Source organism: Streptomyces sp. NPDC126499 (assembly GCF_040302485.1).
Classification (GTDB): Bacteria; Actinomycetota; Actinomycetes; order Streptomycetales; family Streptomycetaceae; genus Streptomyces.
Map to the genome: position 1 here is coordinate 36,406 of NZ_JBEOUO010000018.1, position 23,396 is coordinate 59,801.

The following is a 23,396-nucleotide window of genomic DNA, read 5'->3' on the forward strand; positions in this document are numbered from 1 at the left end:
GTGGGACGTCAGTTCACGAACACCACCGGGCTGCCGGCCTGGCTGGTGTCGCGCACGGGTCCGTACTTGGCGCTGAAGTAGCCGTTGGCCGGACAGGTGGACGGGCCGCTGTACTTGGTGAACAGCTGGTTGGCGAAGCTGAGCGAGTTGTCGGCGTTGTTCGGCGTCGCCGTGAGGCTGCCGGCCCGGTAGACGCAGGTCGTGACGCCCAGAATGGTGTTGATCTTCAGGGTCGTCTGGATCGGGCCCGCGGCGCCGGCGGAGACGGTGAGGCTGCCCCCGGAGGACACGGCCGCGGCGAACGGCAGGTTGTTGACGGTGATGCTCTGCACGCCGGTGGCGCCGCTGATGTTGGTGGTGCAGCTGCTGAGCGTGTGGGCGGTGACCGTCTCCGTGGCCGTACCGGGAGCGGTCGGGTTGCTGTTGACGGTGGCGGTGAAGGCGGAGCTGTTGCAGGTGATGCCGGTGCTGCCGCCCTGGGTGGTGGTGATCTTCGCCTGGGACCCGGAGGCCAGGGAGGCGGAGAGCACGTCACCGGCCGCGACGGCGGTGCCGCCCGCGCTGCCGGTGGTCAGCACGTTTCCGGCGGAGGCGGTCGCGGAGGCGGAGGCGGTCACCGCGAGCACGGCGGCGACGGCGGCTCCGAAGGCCGCGGAGAGGGCACGCTTGTCCATGGGGGTTCCTTTCGCACGAAGGCGGAGCGTGGAAGAACGCGACGGTCGGCGTGGGTACGGTGGGCGCACGCGGGGACGTACGCGCACCGGGGAGGTACGAGGGGGTGCGCCGTGGTGGGGATCACGCGCCGAGCGCACACCGGTCGCGGCTCCGGCGTCGCCGAGGTCACCGACGAGGACGCCGGGGACGACGGGGACGGTGCGCCGGAGACGGCGCGAGGCATGGGCACGGTGGCGTGGTGACACGGCGGCACCATGAGGGCGACGGCCGCCGCCGGAACGATCCGGCGCCACGGATCTCCGGCAGCGGTGTCGCGATACGGGGTGGAGCGTAATACTCGGTGTGCGGTGCGCGGCGGGGGCGCATCCCGTCCCACTGGGGTGCGGCTCCACCGGATCGCCCGGAGCACCGAGAGGAAAACCCACGAGGGTTGTAATCCTGTCGAGTATGTGACGTCAACAACCGCAGAAGGATGTGGCCGATGACGAGCGTTCGCGGCGCCGAGGAGGAACTGGTCCTGCCGGGGGCCCGCACGGGCCGCGAGCCCGAGCGCTCGCTGCGCCCCGGGCCGCGCCGGCTGAGCGCCGAGCAGGTGGCCTCCCGTCAGCGGGAACGCCTCCTCGACGGCGTGGCCCGCACGGTCGCGGCGAACGGCTACACGGGGGCGCGGATCAGCGACATCTGCCGGACGGCCGGGGTGACCCGTCCCGTGTTCTACGAGCTGTTCTCCGGCAAGGAGGACGCGGTGCTCGCCGCGTACCGGGGCGGGACGCAGACGGTGGTGCGGGCCATGCAGCGGGCCTACGACGAGGCCGGTGGCGCGGGTGACTGGCCGGTGGCGGTGCGGGCCGGGCTGCGGGTGCTGCTGACCCTGCTCGCGCAGACGCCGGCCTTCGCCACGATGGTGGTGGAGATCGAGTCCGTCGGGCCCGCGGGGCGCCGGGCCCGGACCGAACTTCTGGCCGATTTTCGCCGGTTCTTCGCGGACGCCCCACCGGGCCCGCCGGGGGTGGAGCGGGCGGAGCTGGTGGACACGGTGGTCGGCGCGGTGCACGCGGCGGTGCACCGGGCGGTCGACGAGGGCCGGTTCGCGGACGCGGGCACGGGAACCGGCGGGCTGCCCGGTCTCCTGGACGTGCTGGTGCATGTCGTCGTGACGCCGTTCGCCCGCCCGGCCGACCCTGAATGATCGCCGGGAAAACGGCTGAATGATCGTCAACAAGCTTTTGTTACTGACTGGTTGACGCGACTTATAACGGCGCGTACGGTCCGTTTCGGTTCCCTGCGGCACGGCCGCCTCCGCACGAGTCCGGGAAGACCCAGGTGGATGGGGAACCGTCCGCGCCAGGACGTCGCCGCGCTCTGTTCCCTCATCACGTCAGGAGCACCGCATGGCCCTGTCCGAAGGCACCACCGACCCCGTCTCGCCGCCCTCCCCGGGCGGTGCGGACCGTCGCGGCGGGGTCCGCTACCGCCGCGCCGCCCTCATGGGCGTCCCCGCGCTGCTCGCCGCGAGCACCCTCGTGGTGCTCACCGCCCAGGGCGCCCTCGCCGCCCAGTTCGCCATCTCCGGCATGCCGTTCACCGTGACCGCCGACACCCTGGAGGGCACCGGCTTCGGGCAGTTCGGCGCCCTGGACAACATGGCGGAGGGCAGCCCGAACGCCGGCGACACCGGTGGCCAGGTGCTGGTCATCGTGACCGCGATCCGCGAGGCCAAGCTCACCAACCTGTGCCAGAGCGTGGAGCTCGGCGGCACGCATCTGCTGATCACCGCCGGCAACAGGGGCACCCCGGTCAAGGCCTCCGGTCTGACCACCGACTCGACGGCGATGGCCGCCAAGCTGGCGGAGTTCGACAACATCGAGATCGGCGGGGACGCCAGCACCTTCGACAAGCCTCCGGTGAAGGGCCCGCTCGGCTCCTTCGGCCAGCAGGCGGACACCGTGCGCATCAAGAACGTGCGGCAGACCAACTACGCCACCACGGCGACCCGGTTCACCCTGCCCGATCTCCACATGCGCTTCAGCCCGAAGGGCTGCTGAGCATGGCGCCGGGCACGGACGAGGCGGTCGCGGCCCCGGCGGCGGGGCACCGCCGCCGGCACCCCTGGCGGGCCTTCCGGAGCTGGCGGCACCGCCGTCCGTTCGGGGCGGGCCTCGCGCTGGCGCTCGGCGGCGCGGAGATCCTGGTGACCCAGCGGGCCAGCGTGTCGGTGGTCCTCGCGGCCGGCGCGGACAGCCTGGCGGGCTATGTGCTGCCGATCATGATGGTGGTCTGCGGCGTGCTCATCGTGGTCAACCCCCGTCAGCGGCTCTTCTATTCGGTGATCGGTGTGCTGGCGTCGCTCGCGAGCTGGGTGACGTCCAACCTCGGCGGGTTCTTCGTCGGCATGCTGCTCGGCCTGGTGGGCAGTTCCCTGGCCTTCGGCTGGCTGCCCGACCGGCCCCGGCGCCGCCCGTGGGCGCGCCGGAACCGCCGTACCCAGGAGGCCGGCTGACGCGCGCCGCTCCCTTGTCGGTCACTGGCGTCCGCCCTTCTCCGAGCGGGCGCCACACCCACTTTTTTGTGGGTACTTGTGACGCCACGGCCCCCGGGAGAACCTGGTGGTGGCCGAGGGAAAGGAGAGAACGACCAGGCAGGAAGCGGCCTCAGGACACGGCGCGTTCCATGACGAGCCGGTCGAGCCGGCGGTGGCCCCACTCCGACAGCGGAGCCAGCGCCTCGGAGAGCTCGCGGCCCTCGAGGGTCAGCGAGTAGACGGTCTTCGGCGGCCGCACGTCGTACACCTCACGGTGCACGAGACCGTCCTCCTCCATCTCCCGCAGTGTCTGGGTCAGCACCTTCTCGCTGATCTCGGGGATCCTCCGGCGCAGTTCGCCGGGCCGGTGCGGGCCGGATTCGAGCAGCCAGAGCAGCAGTGTCTTCCACTTGCCGTCGATCACCGAGACGGCGGCGGTGACACCGCACACGTTCGTCTCCCTGGTCCGCATGCTCGTCATCGTCCTCGTCCTTCTCTTCCCTCTGCTCCGTACGTTCTTCCGTCCTGCCTTCACTACAAGGGAGTTCTTTCATGTCTTCTTCCCCCGAGTCCACGCCGGACCGGTCCGTCACCGTGATCGGGCTCGGCCCCATGGGCCGCGCGCTGGCCGGCGCGTTCCTGGCCGCGGGGGTCCGCACCACCGTGTGGAACCGCACCCCGGGCCGTGACCGCGAGCTGGTCGAGCGGGGCGCGGCCGGCGCCGCGAGCGCCGCCGAGGCGGTGGCGGCGAGCCCGCTGACCGTGGTCTGCCTGGTCAACTACGACGCCACGGACGCCGTGCTGCGCCAGGAGGAGGTGACGGCCGCGCTCAAGGGCCGCGCACTGGTGAACCTGAGCGCCGACGTCCCCGAGCGGGCCCGGGACACCGGGCGGTGGGCCGCCGAGCACGGCATCGCCTATCTGGACGGCGCCATCATGACGCCGACCACGACCATCGGCACGCCGGCGGCCGTGTTCCTGCACAGCGGCCCCGCGGACCTCTACGGGGAGCACCGCCCGGTGCTGGACGCGCTGGGCGGCACGCACACCCACCTGGGCGAGGACGTCGGCCGGGCGGCGGCGTACGACATCGCGCTGCTCGACATCTTCTGGACCGCCATGACGGGTTACGGCCACGCGCTCGCGCTGGCCGCCGCGGAGGGCGTCTCGCCGCGCGAACTGGCACCGTTCGCGCAGGGCATCGGCGCGATCCTGCCACCGGTGTTCCAGGAGGTGGCCGAGGAGGTGGAGAACGGCACCTTCTCCGGCGAGGGGAATCCGATCACCTCGGCGGTGTCCACGATGGCGCACGTCGTGCACGCCTCGGAGTCGCACGGCATCGACGCGGGCGTGATGCGGGCGGCCGAGGGCCTCGCCCGGCGGGCCGTGGCGCTCGGCCACGGCGCGGACGGCTTCTCCCGGATCGCCGAGGTCCTCGGCCGCCGCTGAAGCCGGAGCCCCGCCATGGGGGGTGCCGGTTCTCGCGAACCCTCCCCCGGTTCCGGAGGGACACCGCGCTGTTCCGCCGGCGGCGGAACACCGGCCGGACGGGCGTGCCGCTCACTACCGTCCCGTCTCATGACGACGATGACGCAAGTGACGACGCGTACGGTCGAGTACCCGGCCGACGATCTGACGATGATCGGGCACCTCGCGCTCCCGGCCGGGGCCGGCCGCCGGCCCGCGGTGCTGGTCGGACCCGAGGGCATGGGGCTCAGCGACATCGAGCGCCGCCGGGCCGACGCCCTCGCCGAGCTGGGATACGTCGCGCTGGCCTTCGACCTGCACGGTGGGCGCTATCTGGGCGACCCCGAGGAGATGCTGGCCCGTTGCCTGCCCCTGCTCGCCGATCCCGACCGGATGCGGGGCATCGGCCATGCGGCGCTCGACGTGTTGCGCTCCGAACCGCGGACCGACCCCGACCGGATCGCCGCCGTCGGCTACGGCACGGGGGGCGCGATCGCACTGGAACTGGGTCGCGCCGGCGCCGACCTGCGCGCGATCGGCACCGTCAACGCGCTGACCACCGGCCGGCCCGGCGAGGCGGCACGCATCCGCTGCCCCGTGTGGGCGGGGGTCGGGTCGGAAGACCCGATCATGCCGCCCGCGCAACGGGAGGCGTTCACCGCCGAGATGCGGGCCGCGGGCGTCGACTGGCGCCTCACGGTCTACGGCGGCGCCCTGCACGCCTTCCACCACCCGCCGGTCGACCACCCCACGGTCCCCGGCGTCGGCCACCACCCCCAGCACGCACAGCGGGCCTGGCGCGACGTCCTCGACCTGCTCGCCGAGTGCCTGCCCGTGACGGAGGATCCGGGGGCATGACCCAGGTGAGAAGGCCGGCATCCGCCGCCCCGCCGGCGCGTGGCTCGCTCGCGTCCGCCGACGGGGCCAGGACCCCGGCTCGCAGGCGGCTCAGACCCGGCGCAGGGCCCCTTCTACCCGGAGGTCCGCGAGGGTCGGGTACCCGTCGACGGCCATGATCAGGTCGGCCTCGGCGAGCAGTGAGCGCAGCACGTGGACGATGCCGTCGGTGCCGTCGAGGGCGAGGCCGTACGCGTAGGGGCGGCCGACGGCGACGGGGGTGGTGCCGAGGGCGAGCGCCTTGACGACGTCGGCGGGCGGCGGGGTCGCCGTGTCCGTCCTGGGCGCACAGGCCCATGACCCCGACGGGAGCCATGAGCAGCGGGGTGAGCAGATCTTCGCTGCGGGGACGCTACCGCCCGGTGCCCGCGGGTGGCCATGGCCCGGGACGGCGGGCCGTGACGGATCACGGGGAGGTCAGGCGGCGACGGGGGCGAGGTCCTGGCGGACGACGATCGCGTTGAGCCTGAGGGCGAACGGGGCGGTGTCGGTCATCCGCAGGGCGCCGACGCGGGCCTTGTCGAGGCCGATGGTGACGTCGATGCAGAAGGCGATGGCGTACAGGTAGGCGCCGGTCCCCTCGTCCTGCAGGGCGAAGAACAGGTCGCGGTAGTAGCGGGTGCGGTCGGGTGCCTCCTCGTAGTAGGAGAGGCCGGGCATGCCCTCCTGGTCGGCGAGGCCGGTGAAGGCGCTCACGAGTTCGCGCTCGATGGTGTCCCAGAACGATGCCTCCGCCGACTCGGGCGGCAGCGCCTGGCGTACGGCCTCCTTGAGGGAGAGCACCATCACGAGGACGGGGGCCTCCTCCTGAAGGCCCCAGCCGCGGACCATCTTCACGACGGCGCTGTCGGGCAGGGCCGCGGCGGCGTCGCGGATGTGGTCGAAGTCGAAGTTCACGGTGGCGGGGGCGATGGCCTCCTGGAAGGCGCGGCCGAGGGCCTCCGCCTGGGCGAGGTGGGCGGGCCCGACCTCGATGACCGTCTTGAAACTGGCGGCCAAGACTCCTCCTTATGTCTTTCAACAATCTGTTGATCAAGGAGGCGTCAGTATGTCCGGGCATGACAGTCCCCGGCAATCCTCGTCCGGTTCGCGGGCCGTCCGTCGTCACGGGCGCTCGCGTCGCCGACGGGATCTGCCGGGGGCCTGGCCAGAGCCTGGATCGAAGTCACGCGGGCCGTCGGACGTCTCCGGCGGCGGGTGCGGCTCTCTCCGGTATTCCGGTGTATTGACAAGTTTCCTCCCTGTATGCCCCATGTCAAGACCTTGTTGCTGCGCGGGCACGGCGCCCCGCCGGACGGGGGCGGCCGCGCTCCTCGTCCGGGGCACCGGCCCGCGGGTCAGCCGATCGGCTGACCCGCGCGCGCCGGGAGCGGCCGGAGCATGGGAAGCGGGTGCGGGCCGTCCGGTCGCGCTCCCGACGTCCGTCCGCCCGTGCTCATGGGGAGCTCCGCCGATGAACCGATCCCGTGCCCTCGCCGTGCTGGCCGTCTCCGTCACCCTGCTCGCGGGCTGCGCCCAGGGCGGCGGGGAGCCCGCCCGGTCCGCCGAGAGCCGCCCGGCGACCGGCGCACCGCCCGCGCCGAGCCGCCCGGCCACGGCCGCACCGCCCGCCGCGAGCGCGGCGCCCTCGCCGTCGGGCCGTACCCCCGCCGGCACGCTCCTCGTGGCCGACTTCGGCTCCGACACCGTCACCTTCGTGGATCCGGCCCGGGGGCCGTTCGCCTCCGTGGAGGTGGGCACCGCCCCGTACGGCCTGGTCGTCGGCGCCGACGGCCGCGCCTGGGTGTCCACGGCCGAGGGGGTGGCCGTCGTGGACACGAAGACCCGCACCCGCCTCGCGCGCGTGCCGTACCGGACCGCGTCGGGCCCCGTGACCGACGGCGAGTACCGGGGCGGCGGCATGGGCATCGCGCTCTCCCCGGACGGGCGCCGGGTCTACGTCGGCGTGAACGTGCCCGGCGGCAACGGCGCCCTGGAGGTGATCGACACCGCCTCGCTGAAGGTCACCGGCCGGGTGCCGGTCGGCCGGCGCCCCTTCGACGTGGACGTCGCGCGCGACGGCTCGGAGGTGTACGCGACCAACCACGACTCCTTCGACGTGACCGTGGTCCGGGCGCAGGGCCTGGGGACCCGCCGGAACGAGGTGGCCCCCTACGGCACCGAGGGCGGGCTCGGTTCCTGGCTGAAACCGCACTACGCGGCCGTACGGCCCTCGGACGGGCGGCTCCTGCTGCCCTTCGAGGGCGAGCGGCTCGTGGTGGTCGATCCGCGCACCGGCCGCTCGGAGATCCGGCCGATGACGGCGAACACCCACCAGCACGGCGTGACGGTCACTCCCGACGGCACCCTCCTGACCGTCGGCACGGGCCCCATCGACCCGGCCACCGACCGCGGGCCCTCGCTCACCGTCCGGGAACCCGACGGCACCGAGCGGGTCGTCCCGCTGGACGGCCCCCACGAGAACGTCGCCGTCTCCCGGGACGGCCGCACCGCGTATGTCACCGGCGGGTTCACCCGTGACGGCTTCTGGGACGGCCTGACGGTCGTCGACCTGTCGGACGGCTCCACCCGCCGCCTGCCCGCGGGCTCGCGCCCGCTGGGCATCGCGGTGCTGTGACGCGTCTGTCCGCGCCATGGTGTTGGCTGGGGTCCGCACCCGATCCCGCAGGAGGAGGCCCGTCATGACCGTCCCCGCCCACCGCAACGCCCAGCCGCCCGACGCCCAGGCCTCCCTGGGCGCGGGCGTGGTGGTGACCGACGGCGCCGGCCGGGTGCTGCTCGGTCTGCACCGCTCGGGGGTGTGGGAGCTGCCCGGCGGCAAGGTCGAGCCGGGCGAGTCGATCGAGCAGGCGGCGGTGCGGGAACTCGCCGAGGAGACCACGCTGGTGGCCTCGGCGGCCGACGTCTCGGTCATCGGCCTGATCCTCGACACCGCGACCTCGGCCGAGCTGACCCGGATGACCGCGGCGACGGTCGTGCACGCCCACACCGGCACGCCGGCCGTGGCCGAGCCCGACAAGATCGACCGCTGGGAGTGGTTCCCCCCGGACCGGCTGCCGGAGTCCCTCTTCCTCCCCTCGGCGCAGACCCTGGCCTTCTGGCTGCCCCAACTGCCGCTGCCCGAGGGACCGTTCCACCGGTACGCGATGGAGCCGGGCCCTCGGGGTCCGGGCCAGGGTCCGGGTCAGGGACCGGGCCAGGGACCGGGTCAGGGGCCGACGTACTCGTAGACACCGCCGTGCGGGTGCCGCAGGACCGCCCGGTGCCCGTTCGGGGTCGGTGCGGCGGGTGCGACGACCTCCGCGCCGGCCGCCACGGCTTCCGCGACCGCCTCGGACACGTCCGCGACGGTCAGCGTGGCGGCCACCCGGGCCACCTGGGCCACGGCCTCGTCCGGGCCGCTGAAGAGCAGGAAAGGGCCGACGGCGGCCAGGCCGACCCCGGCGAAGGCGAAGCGGTTCGCTGGCGCGCCGGTCAGCTTCTCGTAGAAGGACACGGCCGCGTCGAGGTCGTCCACGCGCTGCCGCGTGACCACGGATTCGATACGCATGCCGATGATCATCTCATCTCGTTCCGGCCGCCAGGAAGAGCGGCAGGGCGAGGAAGAAACGGTCCGTCTCGGCCCTGCGGCGCTGGTCGGCCAGCCAGTCCCGGGCCTCGGCCGCGCCGACGTCGCCCGACGCGCGGGCCGCCTCGGCGAGGCCGGTGACCAGCGGGAGCATGTCGGGACCGGTGAAGACGTCCGTGCTGACCTCGGCGGTGACGTCCGTGAAGCCGGCGTCCAGCAGAAGTGCGCGGTACGCGCGGGCGGCGCGCGGGGACGGGACGCGGTCGGCGCGGGCGTGGACGAGCCGGCGGGTCAGCTCGGGGGCGTCGGAGTCGAGGACGAGGGTGTCCCAGTCCTGGCCGACGAGCACGATCCGCCCGCCGGTCCGGAGCACCCGGTACGCCTCGGCGGCGGCGCGGGCCGGGTCGTCGAGCCCGTGGTAGACCTTGTCGGCCCGATAGCCGTCCAAGGTGCCGTCCGCGAAGGGGAGTTCGTACGCGTCGGCGTGCCGGAAGGCCGGGCCGGGATGGCGGGCCCGGGCCAGCGCCAGGGCTTCCGCGTCGATGTCGACGCCCTCGGCCCGTACGCCCCGGGCGGCCAGCTCGGACACGGCGCGTCCGGTCCCGCAGCCGACGTCGACGGCCCGGGCGCCGGGCTCGGCGGCGAGCAGGTCGTAGGTGCGGGCGCGGAGCCGTCGCGCCGACGGCAGGTCGTCGAAGCGGTCGAGCAGGGCGAGGAGGCGGGCGGGAGGGCGGGAGGGCGGCTGGGCCGCGGATTTCGTGGACACGCGTGCCACGCTGCCGTTTCATGTCGACATGAAGTCAAGCGAACAGCCGGGGGACTCCGGCGCGTTGGGCATCGGCGCGCTGGCCGGCCGCTTCGGGCTCGCTCCGCACGTGCTGCGGCACTGGGAGAGCGTGGGGCTGCTGGACCCGGCGCGGGACGCGGCGGGCCGGCGGGTGTACGGGGCGGCGGACGTGGTGCGGACGGCGGTGATCCTGCGGGCGAAGGAGGCGGGGCTCTCGCTCGACGCGATCGGCACGCTGCTGGCGGCGCCCGGCGGTGCCGGTGACCGGCGGGAGGTGCTGCGGCGCCGGGCGGCGGCGCTGCGCGCCGACATCGCCCGCGCCCGGGCCCGGTTGGAGCTCGTCGAGTGCGCTCTGGGCTGCGCTCACCCCGACATGGCGGACTGCCCGGACTTCCGCGGTGTGGTCGCCGGGGCTCTGGCAGGGGCCGACGGCCGCTGTCATCATGCCGACGGGGGTGCGCGCGGGACACCCCCGAGGGGGGATGCGCCATGGGGGAGCTCGACCGGGTGACGGTGCCGCCGCCGGACGAGGTGGCGACGCGGACGGCGCGGGAGGCGGAGCTCGGGGTCTATCTGCGCGGGTTCCGCGCCCGGCACGACGTGGACGACGACGGTGAGGACGGGGGACGGCGGGGGCGCCAAAGGCCCTTGCCGCAGCTCCTCGTGCTCCTGCTCGCCGGCGCGGCCCTCGCGCTGCCCGCCCTGGCGACGCGACTGGTGGGGCCGGGGCTCGGAGTGCCCCTGTTACTGGTGCCGTTCGGCGCCCTGGTCCGGTTCCTGTGGCGGTCGTTCCGCGCGCCCGCGCCGGCGCTGCGGCCCGGGCAGTACGTGTACCTGTACGAGCGGGGGCTCGTCTGCCCGGGTCAGGGCGGCACCGCGCGGGCCGTGCCCTGGCGGTCGGTCACGGCCATGCACCAGGACGTCACGCGCACGTACCTGAACGGCGGTTACACCGGCACCCACTACGCGTACCGGCTGCGCACCGGCGACCGGCGCGGGGTGACCGTCGGCGGGTTCCTCGACGAGGAGACGGCGGTGCCGCGGGCGGGCGATCCGCAGATCCGCGAGCTGGCGCAGATCGTCCTGGACGAGACCGTGCGCCGGGCGCTGCCTCCGGCGGTGACGGCCCTGGAGGAGGGCGAGCGAGTCGTGTTCGGCGAGGTGGCGCTGCACGCGGAGGGGATCGGGCTGCCGTCGGGGAAGGCGCCGTGGGAGCGGGTGCGACGGCTGGAGTGGCGCGGGGACGGTCTGGTCGTGGTGCGGACCGCGGGGGCCGGACGCTGGGCGCGAGAGGCGAAGGACATCCCCGATTTCCCGGTGTTCTGGACGCTGGTGAAGGAGCTGTTCCCGGACGCGCGCGAGGTCCGTCGCTGAGTCTCCGGACCGCGCTTCACCCGAACGGGCGTCTGGTCAACTCCCCTTCGCCTTGGGACATTGGAGTGGGCGCCAGGGGGCCTGGCTGTCGGGGACGCCAGGAGGGCGGGGGGATCGGTGACGTGTCGACGGACGCGGCCGCGTGCGGTCGTGACCCTGCTGCTCGTGTGGTGCGCCGTGGCGCTGGGGCTCGCGCCCGGGGCGGCGGGCGCGGCGGCCTGGCGGCAGCTGGCGCCGGGGGTGGCGTACCGCAGCTTCGAGACGACGGCGGCGCGCGGGACGGTCCGGGTGCATCTGCTCTCCGTCGACCTGCGTCACGCGGGCGTGGAGGTCGATCTGCTGTATCCGGGGGTGGTGGCGGCGCGCTCGCCGCTGTCCCGGCTCGCGGACGCGCGCGGCGCGGTCGCCGGGGTCAACGGGGACTTCTTCCACCTCTCGGAGACGCAGCATCCGGGCGTGGAGGCGACCGGCGCGCCGGTCGGGCCCGCCGTCGCCGGCGGGCTGGACCTGAAGGCGGCGGTGCCGCGGGGACAGCGGTTCGGGCCGGCGCTGCCACCGGGGACGGGGACGCGGGAGGTGTTCGGGGTGGGGACCGACCGCCGGGCCCGGATGGACCGGCTGGTCCTGGACGGGTCGGTCGACGCGCCGGAGGGTTCGTTCCCGTTGGGCGGGCTCAACCAGTACGCGCTGCCCGTGGGGTCCGTCGGTGCGTACACCGCCGCGTGGGGCGGCGCCTCGCGGCAGCGCGCGGTGTGCGGGACGGACACCGACCGGGCGGCGCCGTGCTCCACGGAGACGTACGAGGTGACGGTGCGCGGCGACCGGGTCGTGGCGGTGGCGGACGCTCCGGGGCGTGGCCCCGTCGCGCGGGACACGGAGGTCCTGGTGGGGCGGGAGGCGGGCGCCCGGCGGCTGCGGGCGCTGGCGGTCGGCGACCGGGTGAAGGTCCGCCACCGGCTGGTCGCGGAGGACTCCCGCGTCCCGTACCGCTTCGCCGTCGGCGGCCATCCGCTGCTGCGCGACGGCACGCCGCTGTCCGGCCTGGACCGGGTCACCTCGGCGGTGCGGACGGCGGCGGCCGTCACGGACGACGGCCGGGGGATGCTGCTGATGGCCCTGGACGGCTCGCCGGGCCTCCGGTCGGGGATGACGCTCGCCGAGGTCGCCGAGCTGCTCGCGGCGGAGGGCGCGCGCGACGGTTTCGGTCTGGACGGCGGCGGCTCGTCGACGCTGGTCGCGCGGGCGGCGGGCGAGGCGTCGGTGACGGTGCGCAACCATCCGAGCGGGGGCGTCGAGCGGCCCGTTCCGAACGGGGTCGGCGTCTTCTCCCGCGGCTGAGGAGCGGGAGACGAGGCCGCCGGGGCGACGGGTGCCGGTGCTCACGGTGGGTCACCGAGCGCACGGCGCCGGTCGTGGCTAGCGTGGCCGGTGAGACAGAGACGTCATCGATCGGAAGCGAGTCACCGTCATGCCCTCACGACCTGAAGGCACCCCGGTCTGGACCGACGCGATGTTCACGGACATCGAGGGCGCGAAGTCGTTCTACGGCGACGTGCTCGGCTGGACCTTCGGCGAGTCCTCCTCGGAGTACGGCAACTACACCCAGGCCTACAAGAACGGCAAGGCCGTCGCGGCGGTGGTGCCGCCGATGCCCGGCCAGGACGGCGAGCCGAAGTCGGCCTGGTGTCTGTACTTCGCCTCTCCGGACGTCGCCGCCACGGCCGAGAAGATCAGGCAGGCGGGCGGCGCGGTCCTGATGGAGCCCATGCAGGTGGGCGACTTCGGCTCCATGTGCCTCGGACAGGACCCGACGGGTGTGGTCTTCGGCGTGTGGCAGCCGGGCACCCACGAGGGCTTCGAGCTCGAGGGCGAGGCGGGCAGCTACGTGTGGGCGGAGGTGTTCACCCGCGAGCCGGCGAAGGCGGACGACTTCTTCACCCGGGTGTTCGGCTTCAACTCGAAGAAGATCAAGGACGAGCAGATGGACTACCGGGTCTTCGACCTCGGTGCCGACCCGGTGCTCGGCCGGATGGTGATGACGGCGGACGACTTCCCGGCCGACATCCCCGCGTACATCCAGATCTACTTCGCCGTCGACAACTGCGACAAGGCCGTCGAGGCGGCCGAGCGGGCCGGTGGCCGGAAGGTGTTCGGGCCGATGGACAGCCCCTTCGGGCGCTTCGCGGCCCTCCTGGACCCGCAGGGCGCGGCGTTCGCGGTGATCGACGTGCGGACGACGGTCGGCGAGATGCCCGAGATGGAGTGACTCCTCTCCCCCGCCGTACGCGCCGGTGCCCGGGACCACGGGGGTTCCGGGCATCGCCGTGCGCGGCCGTTCCGGCCGAGGGTGGTCGGCGCCCGGTCGACGTCGTGGGGGCACCGGGCCGGGGGCGCGGTGGAAGGTCAGGGCTTGAGGCTGGAGACGACGTTGGCGGTGGCGGCCACGCCGTTCTGGATGGTGGGCGCCATGCTGGTGCTCGCCAGGAAGAAGCCGAGCAGCGCGCAGACGATCGCGTGGGACAGCTTCAGGCCGCCGCTGCGGAGAAAGATCACGGCCAGGATCAGCAGAAGCAGCACCACGGACACGGAAATGGCCATCACGCTCACCCTCCTTGCGCCGCACAGGAATTGCGGCGTTCGGCGGACAGTGTGACGTAACGGACGAACCGGACGGACGCATGGCAGGGCGGCCATCCGGGTGACTTTCCGGATCCGGCCGTTCCTCAGGGTGTGGCCAAGGCTTCGGCGATGCTCGGGTGGCGGACCGCCTCCAGCTCCTCGTCGGCGAGGAGGGCGGCGATCAGCCGGGCACTGCCGAAGACCTCGGTGGCACACAGGTCCCAGTCGGTCAGCACGAACCAACTTCCGTCGACGGCCCACCAGTTGGCGGGGAAGTTCGCTTCCCTGGCGGCGTGGTGCGCGGGGGCGTCGGCGAGCCGCCCGAGACGGGCCGGGAGCGGGTGCTCCGCCCGCTCGATGCCGGCGTGGACCGCGTAGCACGGGGTGTCGGGTCCGCCGGAGCCGTGGCGGGCGAGGAGTTCGACGAGCCGTACGAGCGTTTCGTGGTCGATCTCGCCGTCCGAGGGGCCGTCGTACGCCTCGGTGCCGGCGATTCCCTCGAAGAGCAGGTACGAGGGGGTGTGCGGCCAGTCCGCGAGGCTCCGGCCGGCCTGGGCCAGCACCTCGTGCCAGCGCAGCCGGCGCCCCTGCTCGTCGCGGATGGCGTGCAGGACCCAGCAGCGGTCCTCGAAGCCTTCGCGCGGCTCGTGGCCGAGTTCGGCGTCCGGCCCGTCGAGGACGGGCCGCAGCCCGCCGAGGGGGTGGTCGTCGGGCAGCGCCGCCCAGGGGCCGGTCATGCCGCCTTCTCCCCCGGTCCGCCGGCCGACCCGGCTTCCGGGTCTTCGGCGGCCAGGCAGTCGGCCCACTCCACCGTGCGGTCGCACCAGCGTTTCAGGAGCACCCGGTCGTGGCCGACGGCGAGCAGGCCCGCGCCGGTCTCGGCGCGGTAGGACTCGACGGCCGCGACGAGGGCGGCGGTCGTGGAGGCGTCGAGCATGGCGGTCATCTCGTCGCAGATCAGCCAGCGGGGCCGCAGGACCAGGGCGCGGGCCAGGCAGGCGCGCTGCAGCTGGCCGTCGCTGACCTCGTGCGGGCGGCGGCCGAGCAGGTCCTCGGTGAGGCCGACGGCGGGGACGAGCTCGGCGAGCCGGCCGGGGACCTGGTCGCGGCGGCCGGTCGCGCGCAGCGGCTCCGCGATGAGGTCGGCGAGCCGCAGGCGGGGGTCGGCGGACAGGCGGGGCTGCTGGAAGACGACCCCGACGGCCGTGCGCAGGGCGCGCGGGGCGCGGTGCCGCCAGGCCCGTACCGGGGTGCCGTCGAGGACGACCCGGCCGGCGTCGGGGCGGTGCAGCAGGGCGGCCACCCGGGCCAGGGTCGACTTCCCGCAGCCGCTGGGGCCGAGCAGGCCGACGGCCTCGCCGGGGGCGACGGTGAGGCTCGCGCCGCGCAGGACGGGGTGGCGCCGGTCGTATCCGGCGGTGACGTCGGTCAGTTCAAGCACGGGGTGCTCCGTCGGGGTGGTGGCAGGCGACGCCGGCGAGGAGTTCCGGGCGGGTGGCGCAGGCGTCGGTCGCCACGGGGCAGCGCGGGGCGAAGGCGCAGCCGGCGGGCAGGTTCGACAGTTCGGGCGGCAGCCCGGGGATCGGGGTGAAGCCGCGCTCGGGGAGGGCGTCGAGCAGTCCCCTGGCGTAGGGGTGGCGGGGGCCGGGCTCCCCGAAGAAGCGGTCGGCGGGCGCGATCTCGACGATCCGCCCCGCGTACATGACGGCCACCCGGTCGGCCACCCGCCGGGCGGCTGCCAGGTCGTGGGTGATGAGCAGCAGCGCCTTGCCCTGGTCGGCGTGGCGGCGCAGCTCGTCGGCGGTGCGGTCGACGAGTTCGCGGTCGAGCCCCGTGGTGGGCTCGTCGGCGAGCAGCAGCGGCGCGTCCCCGATGAGGGCGAGCGCGGTGGCCGCGCGCTGGGCGAGCCCGCCGGACAGCTCGTGCGGATACCGGTCGAGGTGTCCCACGGGGAACGCGGCCCGCTCGGCGGCGGCCTCGGCCACGGCCCGCCGCTCCCGGCGCGGGGTGCCGGTCAGCGCCCGTACGGTCTCCTCCAGCTGCGCCCGCACGGTCCGCACCGGCGTCAGATGGGCCGCCGGGCTCTGCGGGACGAGCCCGATCCGCCGCCCGCGTACGGTCCGGGCGAGGGTCCGTTCGTCGGCGGCGAGCAGATCGACGCGGGGCAGGTCGGTGCCGCCGTCCTGGGCGCGAGTGTCCCTGGCCGCATCGCCCGGCGCCGCGGCGGCCCCCGGGCCGCCCCCCAGCAGCGCCGCGCCTTCCGTCTCCGCGTTCGCGGGGAGGAGGCCGAGGAGGGCGGAGGCCAGGACGGACTTGCCGCAGCCGCTCTCGCCGACGAGGGCGAGGCATTCGCCGGGCCCCAGGTCGAAGGAGGCGTCGGTGACGGCGGCGACGGTGCGGCCGCCGCGGAGGCGGAAGCGGACGGTGAGGCCGCGGACGCTGAGGAGGGCGTCGTCGGCGCGTTCGGCGGTGCCGGCTTCGAGGGCGCGCAGGACCTGCTCGTTCGCGGCGGTCACAGCATCAGCTCCGATCGTCGGCGGGGGTTGAGCCGGTCGCGCCAGAGGCCGGCGAGGCCGGCGACGGCCAGGGTCGGCACGATGAGGAGGAGGCCGGGGAAGAGCGTCGGCCACCAGTCGCCGGCGAGCAGCGAGGAGCGGGCGCTCTGGACGAGGTTGCCGAGGCTGGCCTGGTGGCTGGGCAGGCCGAGGCCGAGGAAGGAGAGCGCCGACTCGTGCCACATGGCGTGCGGCACCATGAGGACGGCGGCGAGTCCGGCCTGCGGCAGGACGGCGGGCAGCAGGTGCCGCACGGCGATCCGCCACCGGGACGCGCCGCCGGAGATCGCGGCGTCGACGAAGGGGCGGGAGCGCAGCGAGAGGACCTCGGAGCGGACGATCCGGGCGGTGGAGAGCCAGTGGGTGAGCGCCACGGAGACGATCACCGGCCAGACGCCGGGCCGGAACATGGCGACGATGAAGATGCCGAGCAGCAGGTGCGGCACGGACGCGAAGCCGTCGACGATCCGCATGACGAGCCGGTCGGTGCGCCCGCCGAGCGCTCCGGCCGCGGCGCCGACGGCGGTGCCGATGACGGTGGCGACGAGGGCCGCGACCAGGCCGACGAGCAGCGAGATCCGCAGGCCGTAGACGCAGCGCAGGAGCAGGTCGCGGCCGACGTCGTCGGTGCCGAAGGGGTGCTCCCACGACGGGGGCAGGAGCTTGCTGCCCAGGTCGACGGCCTGTTCGTCGAGCTGGACGAGGGGCGGTACGAGGAGGACGGCCAGGAGGACCGCGCCGGTGACGAGGGCGGAGCTCCACAGGCGGATCCGCCGTGTGCGGGTGCCCTGGGGGTCAGCCATCGAAGCCCACCCTCGGGTCGGCGAGCCCGTACAGGAGGTCGGAGAGCAGGTTGCCGAGCAGGACGGCGGCGGTGGCGAGCACGGTGAGCGCGGCGAGCAGCGGGAAGTCGACGGAGACGGCGGCCTGGACGGTGGCGGCGGCGATGCCGGGCCAGCTGAAGACGGTCTCGACGAGGAGGGCGCCGGTGATGAGTTCGGGGACGCGGGAGCCGATGAGGGTGAGCATGGGCAGCATTCCGGAGCGCAGGGCGTGGCCGGTGAGGACGGTCCGTTCGCCGAGGCCGCGGGCGCGGGCGCCGCGCACCGGGTCCTCCTCCAGGGCGTCGCCGACGCCCTGGCGTACGTACAGGAAGAACCAGGGCAGCTGGGAGATCCCGAGGACGACGGCGGGCAGGACGAGATGCGAGGCGACCTGGCCGGCGGTGACGGTGTCGCTGGCGGTGTCGGTGAGGCCGCCGGCGGGCAGCGCGCCGAGCTTGAGGGCGAAGAGCCAGATGGCGAGCAGTCCGAGCCAGAAGGCGGGGGCGGCTTCCAGGGTGTACGCGGCGGAGCTGACGGCCCGGTCGAGGAGGCCGCCTCGGCGGCGGCCGGCGAGGACGCCGAGCGCGGTGCCGAGGGCGACGGCGAGGAGGAAGGCGGTGGCGGCGAGCAGCGCGGACCAGCCGACGCGTTCGGCGATGACGTCGGCGACGGGCTGGCGCATGACGCTGGAGTCGCCGAGGTCGCCGGTGACGGCGTGGCCGAGCCATTCCCACCAGCGGGTGAGCCAGGGCCGGTCGGCGCCGAGGTTGGCGCGCAGCTGGTCGAGGTTCTCCTGGGAGGCGGTGAGGCCGGCGGTGCCGGCGTAGGCCTTGACGGGGTCGAAGGGGGAGGCGGCGGCGACGGCGAAGACCGCGAGGGTGACGCCGAGGAGGACGGGGACGGCGGCGAGCGCGCGCCGTCCCGTCATCCGGGCCATGGCTCCCCAGGGGAGGCGGCGGCTCACTTCGCGGCCGCTCCGCTGCCCTTCGGCTTCCAGTCCTCGACGTTCCACCAGGGACCGGAGGCGAGGCCGTGGTCGTGCGGCTCGGTCTGGGTGGTGAGGTCGCCCGCGTCGGTGGTCCAGCGGTCGGCGACGACGTAGAGGTGGTCGATGTGGGTGAGGAAGGTGTAGCCGGGGTTCTTCACCAGTTCGCGCTGGACGGTGTCGTAGGCGGCGCGGCGCTTGGCGGGGTCGTCGGTGCGGCGGCCTTCCTCCAGGGCGCGGTCGACGGCCTTGTTGTCGTACCAGGCCATGTTGTTGAAGCCGTCGCCGGCGAGGGAGGACTTCAGCAGGAGGTACTGGTCGAAGTCGGGGTCGCCGGGCGAGCCGCCGCCGGCGAGGACGGCGTCGGTCTTCATGCGGGGTTCGATGACCTCCCAGGTGCCGGCCTGGGTCTTGATCTCGACGCCGGCCTTCTTGGCGTCGGAGGCGTAGGCGAGGGCGTGGTCCTGGCGGAGCTTGTCGCCGGAGAGGTACCAGAGCGGGAAGGCGGCGCGGACGCCGTTCTTGACGCGGATGCCGTCGGGGCCGGGCTTCCAGCCGGCCTCGTCGAGGATCTTCCGCGCGCCGGCGAGGTCGTGGCGGCGCTCGGTGCCCTTGGCGAACCAGGGGCTGTCGGTGGGGACGGGCCCGTAGGCGGGCTTGCCGGCGCCTTCGAGGATCTTGTCGACCATGGCCTGCCGGTCGACGGCGAGGTCGAGGGCGCGGCGGATCGCGGTGTCGCCGGTGACCTTGTTGTGGGTGGGGAGGGTGACCGTGCGGTAGTCGTAGGTGGTGGCCGCGTAGGTCTTCTTCGCCTTGTCGGCCTTGAAGCCGGCGGCGAGGTTGGGCGGCAGGATGGCGGCGTCGAGGTCGCCGGCGCGCAGGCGGGTGGCGCGGACGTCGTCGTCCTTGATGACGGCCATGGTGAACTTCTTCACGGCCGGGGCGCCGCCCCAGTAGTTCGGGTTGGCCTGGAAGGTGAGCTTCTCGCCCTTGGACCAGCCGGTGAGGACGTACGGGCCGGTGCCGACCGGCTTGGTGGTGAAGGGGCCGGTGTTGACGTCCTGCCGGCCCGCGACGTGCTCGGGGGCGATGGCGAGGACGGTGCGCTCGGCGAAGGGGGCGTAGGGGTACTTGAGGGTGAAGACGACGGTGTCGTCGCCGACGGCCTTGACGTCCTTCAGGGCGTCGAGCTCGGTCCTGGACGGGTTGTTGGTCTTCGGGTCGAGCACCGTCTTGTACGTGAAGACGACGTCCTTGGCGGTGAAGGGCTTGCCGTCGCTGAACTTCACGCCCGCGCGCAGCTTGTAGGTGTAGGTGAGGCCGTCGGCGCTGACCGTGGGCAGGGCGGCGGCGAGGGCGGGCCGGAGCCTCAGGTCGGCGTCGAAGGCGAGGAGGCCGTCGAAGATCTTGGAGTTGCCGTCCTTGCCGTAGCCGAGGAGGGGGCTGAGGGTGTCGGGTTCGTAGGCGATGCCGACGACGGCGGAGTCCTTGGGGCCGCCGGAGCCCGCTGCGCCGTTGCCCGGGTTGGAGCAGGCCGCCGCGGTGAGGGCGACGGCCCCCGTGAGTATCGCGGCGGTCGCGCGGCGGACGGTTCGGGCGGCCATGGTGTCCACACCCCTCTTGAAGATCGACTGTTGTTGCGAATCGATCGCAATTAAACAGTATGTCAAGGGGTGCGGACACCTGGGGTCCTTACACGTCCTACGCGGGAGCGGGCAGGTCCATCAGGGCGGCGACGGTGTCGTGGTGCCGGCCGGGGGAACCGAGCGCCGTCCGGTCGGCCACGGCCCGCTTGAGCGCCAGGTGCGCCGGGTGCTCCCAGGTCATGCCGATGCCTCCGTGCAGCTGGACGCACTCCTCGGCGGCGTGCACGGCGGCCTTGGAGCAGTACGCCTGGGCGACGGCGACGGTCAGCGCGGCGTCCGGGGCGCCGGTGGCGAGCGCGTCGGCGGCGGCCCGGGCCGCCGCCCTGGCCCCGACCAGTTCCAGCCAGAGCTGGGCCATGCGGTGCTTCAGCGCCTGGAAGGAGCCGATCGGCCGGCTGAACTGGTGGCGCTCCTTGGTGTGCCGGACGGTCTCCTCCAGGCACCACGCGGCGATCCCCAGCTGCTCGGAGGCGAGCAGCCCGGCGCCGGCGAGCAGGCCGCGCCGGACGGCGTCCCGCGCCCGCTCGGCGTCGGCGAGGCGGGTGCCGCCGGCACCGCCCGCGTCGACGCGGGCGAGCGGGCGGGTGAGGTCGAGCGGGGAGAGCGGGGTGATCACCGCGTCGGCGGCGGGCACGGCGTACAGCCCGTCGGGGCGCGGCACGAGGAGCACGTCGGCGGCGACGGCGTCCGCGACGGCGGGGACGGGGCCGTCGGTCACGGGCGGCGGGGCGCCGGGGGCGGTGGAGAGCGGGACCGCGAGGACGGCGGTCGTCCCGCCGGAGGCGAGGGCGGCGAGCAGCTCGGCGACCGGCTCCTGCGCGGTGTCGAGCGCGAGCAGGGTCTCGGTCGCGATCACGGCGCTGGTCAGGTACGGGGCCGGGGTCACCGCCCGGCCGAGCTCCTCCAGGACCACCGCCGCCTCGCGGTGGCTCGCGCCCTGGCCGCCCAGCTTCTCGGGGACGAGCAGTCCGGCGGCGCCGATCCCGGCGCCGAGGGCCTCCCACAGTCCGGGGACGTAAGGGGCCGGCTCCTCGATCCGGCCGAGCAGGGTCTGCGCGTCGGCCCGGTCGGCGAGCAGGGAGCGGACCGCCGCCCGCAGGTCGTCCTCGGTCTCGGAGTAGAGGAGGTCCGGCGTTGCGTTCATCGGGCGAGGTCCTTCCAGGCGACGTCCTTGTCGTTGCGGGGCTCGGCGGGCAGGCCGAGGACCCGCTCGGCGACGATGTTGAGCAGGACCTCGGTGGTCCCGCCCTCGATCGAGTTGCCCTTGGCGCGCAGATAGCGGTAGCCCGCGTCACGGCCGGTGAAGTCGACCAGGTCGGGCCGGACCATCGCCCACTCGCCGTACAACAGTCCTTCGTCGCCGAGGAGTTCGACCTCCAGGGCGCTGATGGCCTGGTTGAGGCGGGCGAATCCGAGCTTCATGGCGCTGCCCTCGGGGCCGGGCTGGCCCACGACGAGCTGCTGGCGCAGCCGTTCGCCGGTGAGCCGGGCGACCTCGGCGTCCACCCAGAGGTCGAGGAGGCGGCGGTGCAGGTGGTGGGTGCGCAGTTCGGGGCGGTCGCGCCAGGTGGCGGCGGCCTTCCCGATCATGCCGCCCTCGCGCGGGATGCGGGAGCCGCCGATCGTGACGCGCTCGTTCATCAGGGTGGTCTGGGCGACTCGCCAGCCGTCCCCGACCTCGCCGAGGCGATGGGCGTCGGGGATGCGGACGTCGGTGAGGAAGACCTCGTTGAACTCGGCCTCCCCGGTGATCTGGCGCAGTGGCCGGACCTCGACGCCGGGGTCGGTCATGTCGCAGACGAAGTAGGTGATGCCCCGGTGCTTGGGCAGGTCGGGGTCGGTGCGGGCGATGAGGATGGCCCAACGGGCCACATGGGCGCTGGAGGTCCACACCTTCTGCCCGTTGACGACCCAGTCGTCCCCGTCGCGGACGGCGCGGGTGCCGAGGGCGGCGAGGTCGGAGCCGGCGCCGGGTTCGCTGAAGAGCTGGCACCAGACCTCCTCGCCGACCCACAGCGGTTTGAGGAAACGTTCCTTGACCTCGTCGGAGCCGTAGGCGAGGAGGGTGGGGGCGGCCATGCCGAGGCCGATGCCGATCCGGCGGGGGTCGTTGTCGGGGGCTCCCGCGGCGGCGAGTTCGGCGTCGACGACCGCCTGCAGGGCGCGCGGGGCGTCGAGTCCGCCGAGGCCGACCGGGTAGTGCACCCAGGCGAGCCCGGCGTCGAAGCGCGCGCGCAGGAAGGCGGTGCGGTCGGTGTCGGCCGGCGGGTGCTCGGCCAGGAACCGGCGGGTGAGGTCGCGCAGGGCGTCCGCGTCGACGCTACGAGCGGCACCGCCGGTGGAGGCGGTGGCGTCGGCAGGGACGGTACGGGCGTTGCGGGCGGCACCGCCGGTGGAGGCGGTACGGGCGTCACGGGCGGCGCCATCGGTGGAGGCGGTGGGGACGTGACGGGCGGTCATGCGCGGGCTCCTTCCGCAGGTCCGTCGGCGCGTCCGTCCGCGGTCCCGGCCGGCAGGACGACCAGGCGGCCGGTGGTGACGCCCTCGGAGAGGCGCTGCACGGCGTCGGCGGCGTCCTCGAAGGGGACGCGCTCGCTCACGTACGGCTTGATCAGGCCCTTGGCGGCGAGTTCGGTGAGGGTCTCGTGGCAGCGCAGCACGGCCGCCGGGTCCTTGAGGTTGTACAGGCCCCAGTGGAGGCCCATGATCGAGTAGTTCTTCACCAGGGCGTGGTTGAGGGCGGGGCTCGGGATGGTGCCGCTGGCGAAGCCGACGACCACGATCCGGCCCTCGAAGGCCACGAGCTTGGCGGACTGCTGGTAGGCGGCGCCGCCCACCGGGTCGTAGATCACGTCGGCGCCCCGGCCGCCGGTGGCCTCCTTGACGGCGGCGACGACGTCCTCGGCGTGCCGGTCGACGACGGTGTCGCAGCCGAGTTCACGGGCGGCGGCGGCTTTGTCCGCGCCGCCGACGACGCCGATCACGGTGGCGCCGGCCGCCTTGCCGAGCTGGACCGCGGCGCTGCCGACACCGCCCGCGGCGGCGTGCACGAGGAGGGTCTCGCCCTCCTTGAGCGCGGCCCTGCGGTGGAGCCCGAACCAGCCGGTCTGGTAGCCGATGTGGAGGGCGGCGGCCTCGGCGTCGTCGAGCGCCTCGGGCGCCGGCAGCAGCGCGGCCGCGTCGGCGATCGCGTACTCGGCGAGGCCGCCGTACGGCAGCGCGGGGGTCGCGATGACCCGGCGGCCGTCCTCGGTCTCGGCGCAGACCTCCACCCCGGGGGTGAAGGGCAGCGGCGGCCGCACCTGGTACTGGCCCCGGCACAGCAGCGCGTCGGGGAAGTTCAGGCCGGTGGCGCGGACCTTCAGCAGCACCTGGCCGGGCCCGGGCTCGGGCCGCTCCACCTCGTCGCGCTGCATCACCTCGCCCGGTTCGCCGTTCTCGTGCACTCGCCATGCCTGCATGCGAAAGGCCTCCCGCA

27 protein-coding genes and 1 pseudogene are annotated in these 23,396 nt (G+C 74.3%); 12 read left to right on the top strand and 16 right to left on the bottom strand.

What is annotated here, in order from left to right:
* Window positions 1-8 precede the first annotated feature (8 nt).
* Window positions 9-674, bottom strand: a complete 666-nt coding sequence (locus tag ABTZ91_RS24730; protein ID WP_352079416.1) for a Tat pathway signal sequence domain protein — start codon at window positions 672-674, stop codon at window positions 9-11.
* 111 nt (window positions 675-785) lie between these two features.
* Between ABTZ91_RS24730 and ABTZ91_RS24735 the strand changes: the two genes are divergently transcribed.
* The 4 genes from ABTZ91_RS24735 to ABTZ91_RS24750 all read left to right on the top strand — a co-directional run bounded on the left by ABTZ91_RS24735 (window position 786) and on the right by ABTZ91_RS24750 (window position 3,175).
* Complete coding sequence (locus ABTZ91_RS24735) at window positions 786-917, top strand: hypothetical protein (protein WP_352079417.1); 132 nt, start codon at window positions 786-788, stop codon at window positions 915-917.
* Window positions 918-1,156: 239 nt separating this feature from the next.
* Entirely contained in the window at window positions 1,157-1,864 is a 708-nt protein-coding gene (locus ABTZ91_RS24740) for a TetR/AcrR family transcriptional regulator (RefSeq protein WP_352079418.1), read from the top strand.
* A gap of 202 nt (window positions 1,865-2,066) precedes the next feature.
* Window positions 2,067-2,720 carry a DUF6230 family protein gene (locus ABTZ91_RS24745; RefSeq protein WP_352079419.1) on the top strand — a complete coding sequence of 218 codons (654 nt, stop codon included), beginning with the start codon at window positions 2,067-2,069 and terminating at the stop codon, window positions 2,718-2,720.
* 2 nt (window positions 2,721-2,722) lie between these two features.
* Window positions 2,723-3,175 (top strand): DUF6114 domain-containing protein, encoded by a 453-nt coding sequence (locus ABTZ91_RS24750; RefSeq protein WP_352079420.1) that lies wholly within the window; start codon window positions 2,723-2,725, stop codon window positions 3,173-3,175.
* A gap of 151 nt (window positions 3,176-3,326) precedes the next feature.
* Here the strand turns inward: ABTZ91_RS24750 and ABTZ91_RS24755 are convergent, their stop codons facing one another.
* Window positions 3,327-3,677, bottom strand: a complete 351-nt coding sequence (locus tag ABTZ91_RS24755) for a helix-turn-helix domain-containing protein (RefSeq protein WP_352079421.1) — start codon at window positions 3,675-3,677, stop codon at window positions 3,327-3,329.
* Between the two features lie 71 nt (window positions 3,678-3,748).
* Here ABTZ91_RS24755 and ABTZ91_RS24760 point away from each other — a divergent pair, with 71 nt between their 5' ends.
* Together ABTZ91_RS24760 and ABTZ91_RS24765 are read left to right on the top strand one after the other, a co-directional pair.
* Window positions 3,749-4,645, top strand: a complete 897-nt coding sequence (locus ABTZ91_RS24760) for an NAD(P)-binding domain-containing protein (RefSeq protein ID WP_352079422.1) — start codon at window positions 3,749-3,751, stop codon at window positions 4,643-4,645.
* Between the two features lie 138 nt (window positions 4,646-4,783).
* Entirely contained in the window at window positions 4,784-5,521 is a 738-nt protein-coding gene (locus ABTZ91_RS24765) for a dienelactone hydrolase family protein (protein ID WP_352079506.1), read from the top strand.
* Between the two features lie 90 nt (window positions 5,522-5,611).
* On the opposite strand, the pseudogene ABTZ91_RS24770 reads toward ABTZ91_RS24765, so the two are convergent.
* Window positions 5,612-5,818 (bottom strand): annotated as a pseudogene (locus ABTZ91_RS24770) (alpha-hydroxy-acid oxidizing protein); the annotation flags it as partial.
* A 159-nt stretch (window positions 5,819-5,977) separates the two neighbouring features.
* Window positions 5,978-6,559 (bottom strand): Type-2Aa cytolytic delta-endotoxin, encoded by a 582-nt coding sequence (locus ABTZ91_RS24775; protein WP_352079423.1) that lies wholly within the window; start codon window positions 6,557-6,559, stop codon window positions 5,978-5,980.
* 454 nt (window positions 6,560-7,013) lie between these two features.
* Between ABTZ91_RS24775 and ABTZ91_RS24780 the strand changes: the two genes are divergently transcribed.
* Window positions 7,014-8,177 carry a hypothetical protein gene (locus tag ABTZ91_RS24780; RefSeq protein WP_352079424.1) on the top strand — a complete coding sequence of 388 codons (1,164 nt, stop codon included), beginning with the start codon at window positions 7,014-7,016 and terminating at the stop codon, window positions 8,175-8,177.
* 64 nt (window positions 8,178-8,241) lie between these two features.
* Window positions 8,242-8,790: an NUDIX hydrolase gene (locus tag ABTZ91_RS24785; protein WP_352079425.1), complete on the top strand. Its 549-nt coding sequence runs from the start codon at window positions 8,242-8,244 to the stop codon at window positions 8,788-8,790.
* On the opposite strand, the gene ABTZ91_RS24790 is transcribed toward ABTZ91_RS24785, so the two are convergent.
* Entirely contained in the window at window positions 8,769-9,110 is a 342-nt protein-coding gene (locus tag ABTZ91_RS24790; protein ID WP_352079426.1) for a VOC family protein, read from the bottom strand. The genes ABTZ91_RS24785 and ABTZ91_RS24790 overlap by 22 nt on opposite strands.
* Before the next feature lie 13 nt (window positions 9,111-9,123).
* Window positions 9,124-9,894, bottom strand: coding sequence for a methyltransferase domain-containing protein (locus tag ABTZ91_RS24795; RefSeq protein WP_352079427.1), 771 nt, complete (start codon window positions 9,892-9,894; stop codon window positions 9,124-9,126).
* A gap of 28 nt (window positions 9,895-9,922) precedes the next feature.
* On the opposite strand from ABTZ91_RS24795, the gene ABTZ91_RS24800 reads away from it, so the two are divergent.
* The 4 genes from ABTZ91_RS24800 (at window position 9,923) to ABTZ91_RS24815 (ending at window position 13,555) form a co-directional block, all read left to right on the top strand.
* Window positions 9,923-10,426, top strand: coding sequence for a MerR family transcriptional regulator (locus tag ABTZ91_RS24800; protein WP_352079428.1), 504 nt, complete (start codon window positions 9,923-9,925; stop codon window positions 10,424-10,426).
* Window positions 10,405-11,289, top strand: coding sequence for a DUF6585 family protein (locus tag ABTZ91_RS24805; RefSeq protein ID WP_352079429.1), 885 nt, complete (start codon window positions 10,405-10,407; stop codon window positions 11,287-11,289). The genes ABTZ91_RS24800 and ABTZ91_RS24805 overlap by 22 nt, the downstream gene beginning before the upstream one ends.
* Window positions 11,290-11,439: 150 nt before the next feature.
* The gene (locus ABTZ91_RS24810) at window positions 11,440-12,627 is read left to right on the top strand and encodes a phosphodiester glycosidase family protein (protein ID WP_352079430.1); all 1,188 of its coding nucleotides are present in this window, start codon (window positions 11,440-11,442) and stop codon (window positions 12,625-12,627) included.
* A gap of 130 nt (window positions 12,628-12,757) precedes the next feature.
* Window positions 12,758-13,555 carry a VOC family protein gene (locus ABTZ91_RS24815; protein ID WP_352079431.1) on the top strand — a complete coding sequence of 266 codons (798 nt, stop codon included), beginning with the start codon at window positions 12,758-12,760 and terminating at the stop codon, window positions 13,553-13,555.
* A gap of 137 nt (window positions 13,556-13,692) precedes the next feature.
* Here the strand turns inward: ABTZ91_RS24815 and ABTZ91_RS24820 are convergent, their stop codons facing one another.
* The 10 genes from ABTZ91_RS24820 to ABTZ91_RS24865 form a co-directional block, all read right to left on the bottom strand.
* Window positions 13,693-13,887: a hypothetical protein gene (locus ABTZ91_RS24820; protein WP_352079432.1), complete on the bottom strand. Its 195-nt coding sequence runs from the start codon at window positions 13,885-13,887 to the stop codon at window positions 13,693-13,695.
* 125 nt (window positions 13,888-14,012) lie between these two features.
* Window positions 14,013-14,645: a hypothetical protein gene (locus tag ABTZ91_RS24825; RefSeq protein WP_352079433.1), complete on the bottom strand. Its 633-nt coding sequence runs from the start codon at window positions 14,643-14,645 to the stop codon at window positions 14,013-14,015.
* The gene (locus ABTZ91_RS24830) at window positions 14,642-15,349 is read right to left on the bottom strand and encodes an ATP-binding cassette domain-containing protein (RefSeq protein WP_352079434.1); all 708 of its coding nucleotides are present in this window, start codon (window positions 15,347-15,349) and stop codon (window positions 14,642-14,644) included. The genes ABTZ91_RS24825 and ABTZ91_RS24830 overlap by 4 nt, the downstream gene beginning before the upstream one ends.
* The gene (locus ABTZ91_RS24835; RefSeq protein ID WP_407078020.1) at window positions 15,342-16,424 is read right to left on the bottom strand and encodes an ABC transporter ATP-binding protein; all 1,083 of its coding nucleotides are present in this window, start codon (window positions 16,422-16,424) and stop codon (window positions 15,342-15,344) included. The genes ABTZ91_RS24830 and ABTZ91_RS24835 overlap by 8 nt, the downstream gene beginning before the upstream one ends.
* A complete protein-coding gene (locus tag ABTZ91_RS24840) occupies window positions 16,421-17,266 on the bottom strand; it encodes an ABC transporter permease (RefSeq protein WP_352079435.1) in 846 nt (281 codons plus the stop codon). Before ABTZ91_RS24840 ends, ABTZ91_RS24835 begins: the two co-directional genes overlap by 4 nt.
* Window positions 17,259-18,251: an ABC transporter permease gene (locus ABTZ91_RS24845; RefSeq protein ID WP_352079436.1), complete on the bottom strand. Its 993-nt coding sequence runs from the start codon at window positions 18,249-18,251 to the stop codon at window positions 17,259-17,261. Before ABTZ91_RS24845 ends, ABTZ91_RS24840 begins: the two co-directional genes overlap by 8 nt.
* Window positions 18,248-19,876, bottom strand: a complete 1,629-nt coding sequence (locus ABTZ91_RS24850) for an ABC transporter substrate-binding protein (RefSeq protein ID WP_352079437.1) — start codon at window positions 19,874-19,876, stop codon at window positions 18,248-18,250. The genes ABTZ91_RS24845 and ABTZ91_RS24850 overlap by 4 nt, the downstream gene beginning before the upstream one ends.
* 97 nt (window positions 19,877-19,973) lie before the next feature.
* A complete protein-coding gene (locus tag ABTZ91_RS24855) occupies window positions 19,974-21,062 on the bottom strand; it encodes an acyl-CoA dehydrogenase family protein (RefSeq protein ID WP_352079438.1) in 1,089 nt (362 codons plus the stop codon).
* Complete coding sequence (locus tag ABTZ91_RS24860; RefSeq protein WP_352079439.1) at window positions 21,059-22,378, bottom strand: acyl-CoA dehydrogenase family protein; 1,320 nt, start codon at window positions 22,376-22,378, stop codon at window positions 21,059-21,061. The genes ABTZ91_RS24855 and ABTZ91_RS24860 overlap by 4 nt, the downstream gene beginning before the upstream one ends.
* Window positions 22,375-23,379 (bottom strand): NADPH:quinone oxidoreductase family protein, encoded by a 1,005-nt coding sequence (locus ABTZ91_RS24865; protein ID WP_352079440.1) that lies wholly within the window; start codon window positions 23,377-23,379, stop codon window positions 22,375-22,377. Before ABTZ91_RS24865 ends, ABTZ91_RS24860 begins: the two co-directional genes overlap by 4 nt.
* Window positions 23,380-23,396: the final 17 nt, after the last annotated feature.

What these genes read in the sequence shown, in the direction of transcription:
- ABTZ91_RS24840 (WP_352079435.1), bottom strand. Translation starts at nt 17,266, where the DNA reads ATGGCTGACCCCCAGGGCACCCGCACACGGCGGATCCGCCTGTGGAGC.
- ABTZ91_RS24800 (WP_352079428.1), top strand. Translation starts at nt 9,923, where the DNA reads ATGAAGTCAAGCGAACAGCCGGGGGACTCCGGCGCGTTGGGCATCGGC.
- ABTZ91_RS24825 (WP_352079433.1), bottom strand. Translation starts at nt 14,645, where the DNA reads ATGACCGGCCCCTGGGCGGCGCTGCCCGACGACCACCCCCTCGGCGGG.
- ABTZ91_RS24860 (WP_352079439.1), bottom strand. Translation starts at nt 22,378, where the DNA reads ATGACCGCCCGTCACGTCCCCACCGCCTCCACCGATGGCGCCGCCCGT.
- ABTZ91_RS24785 (WP_352079425.1), top strand. Translation starts at nt 8,242, where the DNA reads ATGACCGTCCCCGCCCACCGCAACGCCCAGCCGCCCGACGCCCAGGCC.
- ABTZ91_RS24820 (WP_352079432.1), bottom strand. Translation starts at nt 13,887, where the DNA reads ATGGCCATTTCCGTGTCCGTGGTGCTGCTTCTGCTGATCCTGGCCGTG.
- ABTZ91_RS24740 (WP_352079418.1), top strand. Translation starts at nt 1,157, where the DNA reads ATGACGAGCGTTCGCGGCGCCGAGGAGGAACTGGTCCTGCCGGGGGCC.
- ABTZ91_RS24780 (WP_352079424.1), top strand. Translation starts at nt 7,014, where the DNA reads ATGAACCGATCCCGTGCCCTCGCCGTGCTGGCCGTCTCCGTCACCCTG.
- ABTZ91_RS24745 (WP_352079419.1), top strand. Translation starts at nt 2,067, where the DNA reads ATGGCCCTGTCCGAAGGCACCACCGACCCCGTCTCGCCGCCCTCCCCG.
- ABTZ91_RS24760 (WP_352079422.1), top strand. Translation starts at nt 3,749, where the DNA reads ATGTCTTCTTCCCCCGAGTCCACGCCGGACCGGTCCGTCACCGTGATC.
- ABTZ91_RS24730 (WP_352079416.1), bottom strand. Translation starts at nt 674, where the DNA reads ATGGACAAGCGTGCCCTCTCCGCGGCCTTCGGAGCCGCCGTCGCCGCC.
- ABTZ91_RS24765 (WP_352079506.1), top strand. Translation starts at nt 4,784, where the DNA reads ATGACGCAAGTGACGACGCGTACGGTCGAGTACCCGGCCGACGATCTG.
- ABTZ91_RS24815 (WP_352079431.1), top strand. Translation starts at nt 12,758, where the DNA reads ATGCCCTCACGACCTGAAGGCACCCCGGTCTGGACCGACGCGATGTTC.
- ABTZ91_RS24750 (WP_352079420.1), top strand. Translation starts at nt 2,723, where the DNA reads ATGGCGCCGGGCACGGACGAGGCGGTCGCGGCCCCGGCGGCGGGGCAC.
- ABTZ91_RS24755 (WP_352079421.1), bottom strand. Translation starts at nt 3,677, where the DNA reads ATGACGAGCATGCGGACCAGGGAGACGAACGTGTGCGGTGTCACCGCC.
- ABTZ91_RS24790 (WP_352079426.1), bottom strand. Translation starts at nt 9,110, where the DNA reads ATGCGTATCGAATCCGTGGTCACGCGGCAGCGCGTGGACGACCTCGAC.
- ABTZ91_RS24805 (WP_352079429.1), top strand. Translation starts at nt 10,405, where the DNA reads ATGGGGGAGCTCGACCGGGTGACGGTGCCGCCGCCGGACGAGGTGGCG.
- ABTZ91_RS24855 (WP_352079438.1), bottom strand. Translation starts at nt 21,062, where the DNA reads ATGAACGCAACGCCGGACCTCCTCTACTCCGAGACCGAGGACGACCTG.
- ABTZ91_RS24850 (WP_352079437.1), bottom strand. Translation starts at nt 19,876, where the DNA reads ATGGCCGCCCGAACCGTCCGCCGCGCGACCGCCGCGATACTCACGGGG.
- ABTZ91_RS24865 (WP_352079440.1), bottom strand. Translation starts at nt 23,379, where the DNA reads ATGCAGGCATGGCGAGTGCACGAGAACGGCGAACCGGGCGAGGTGATG.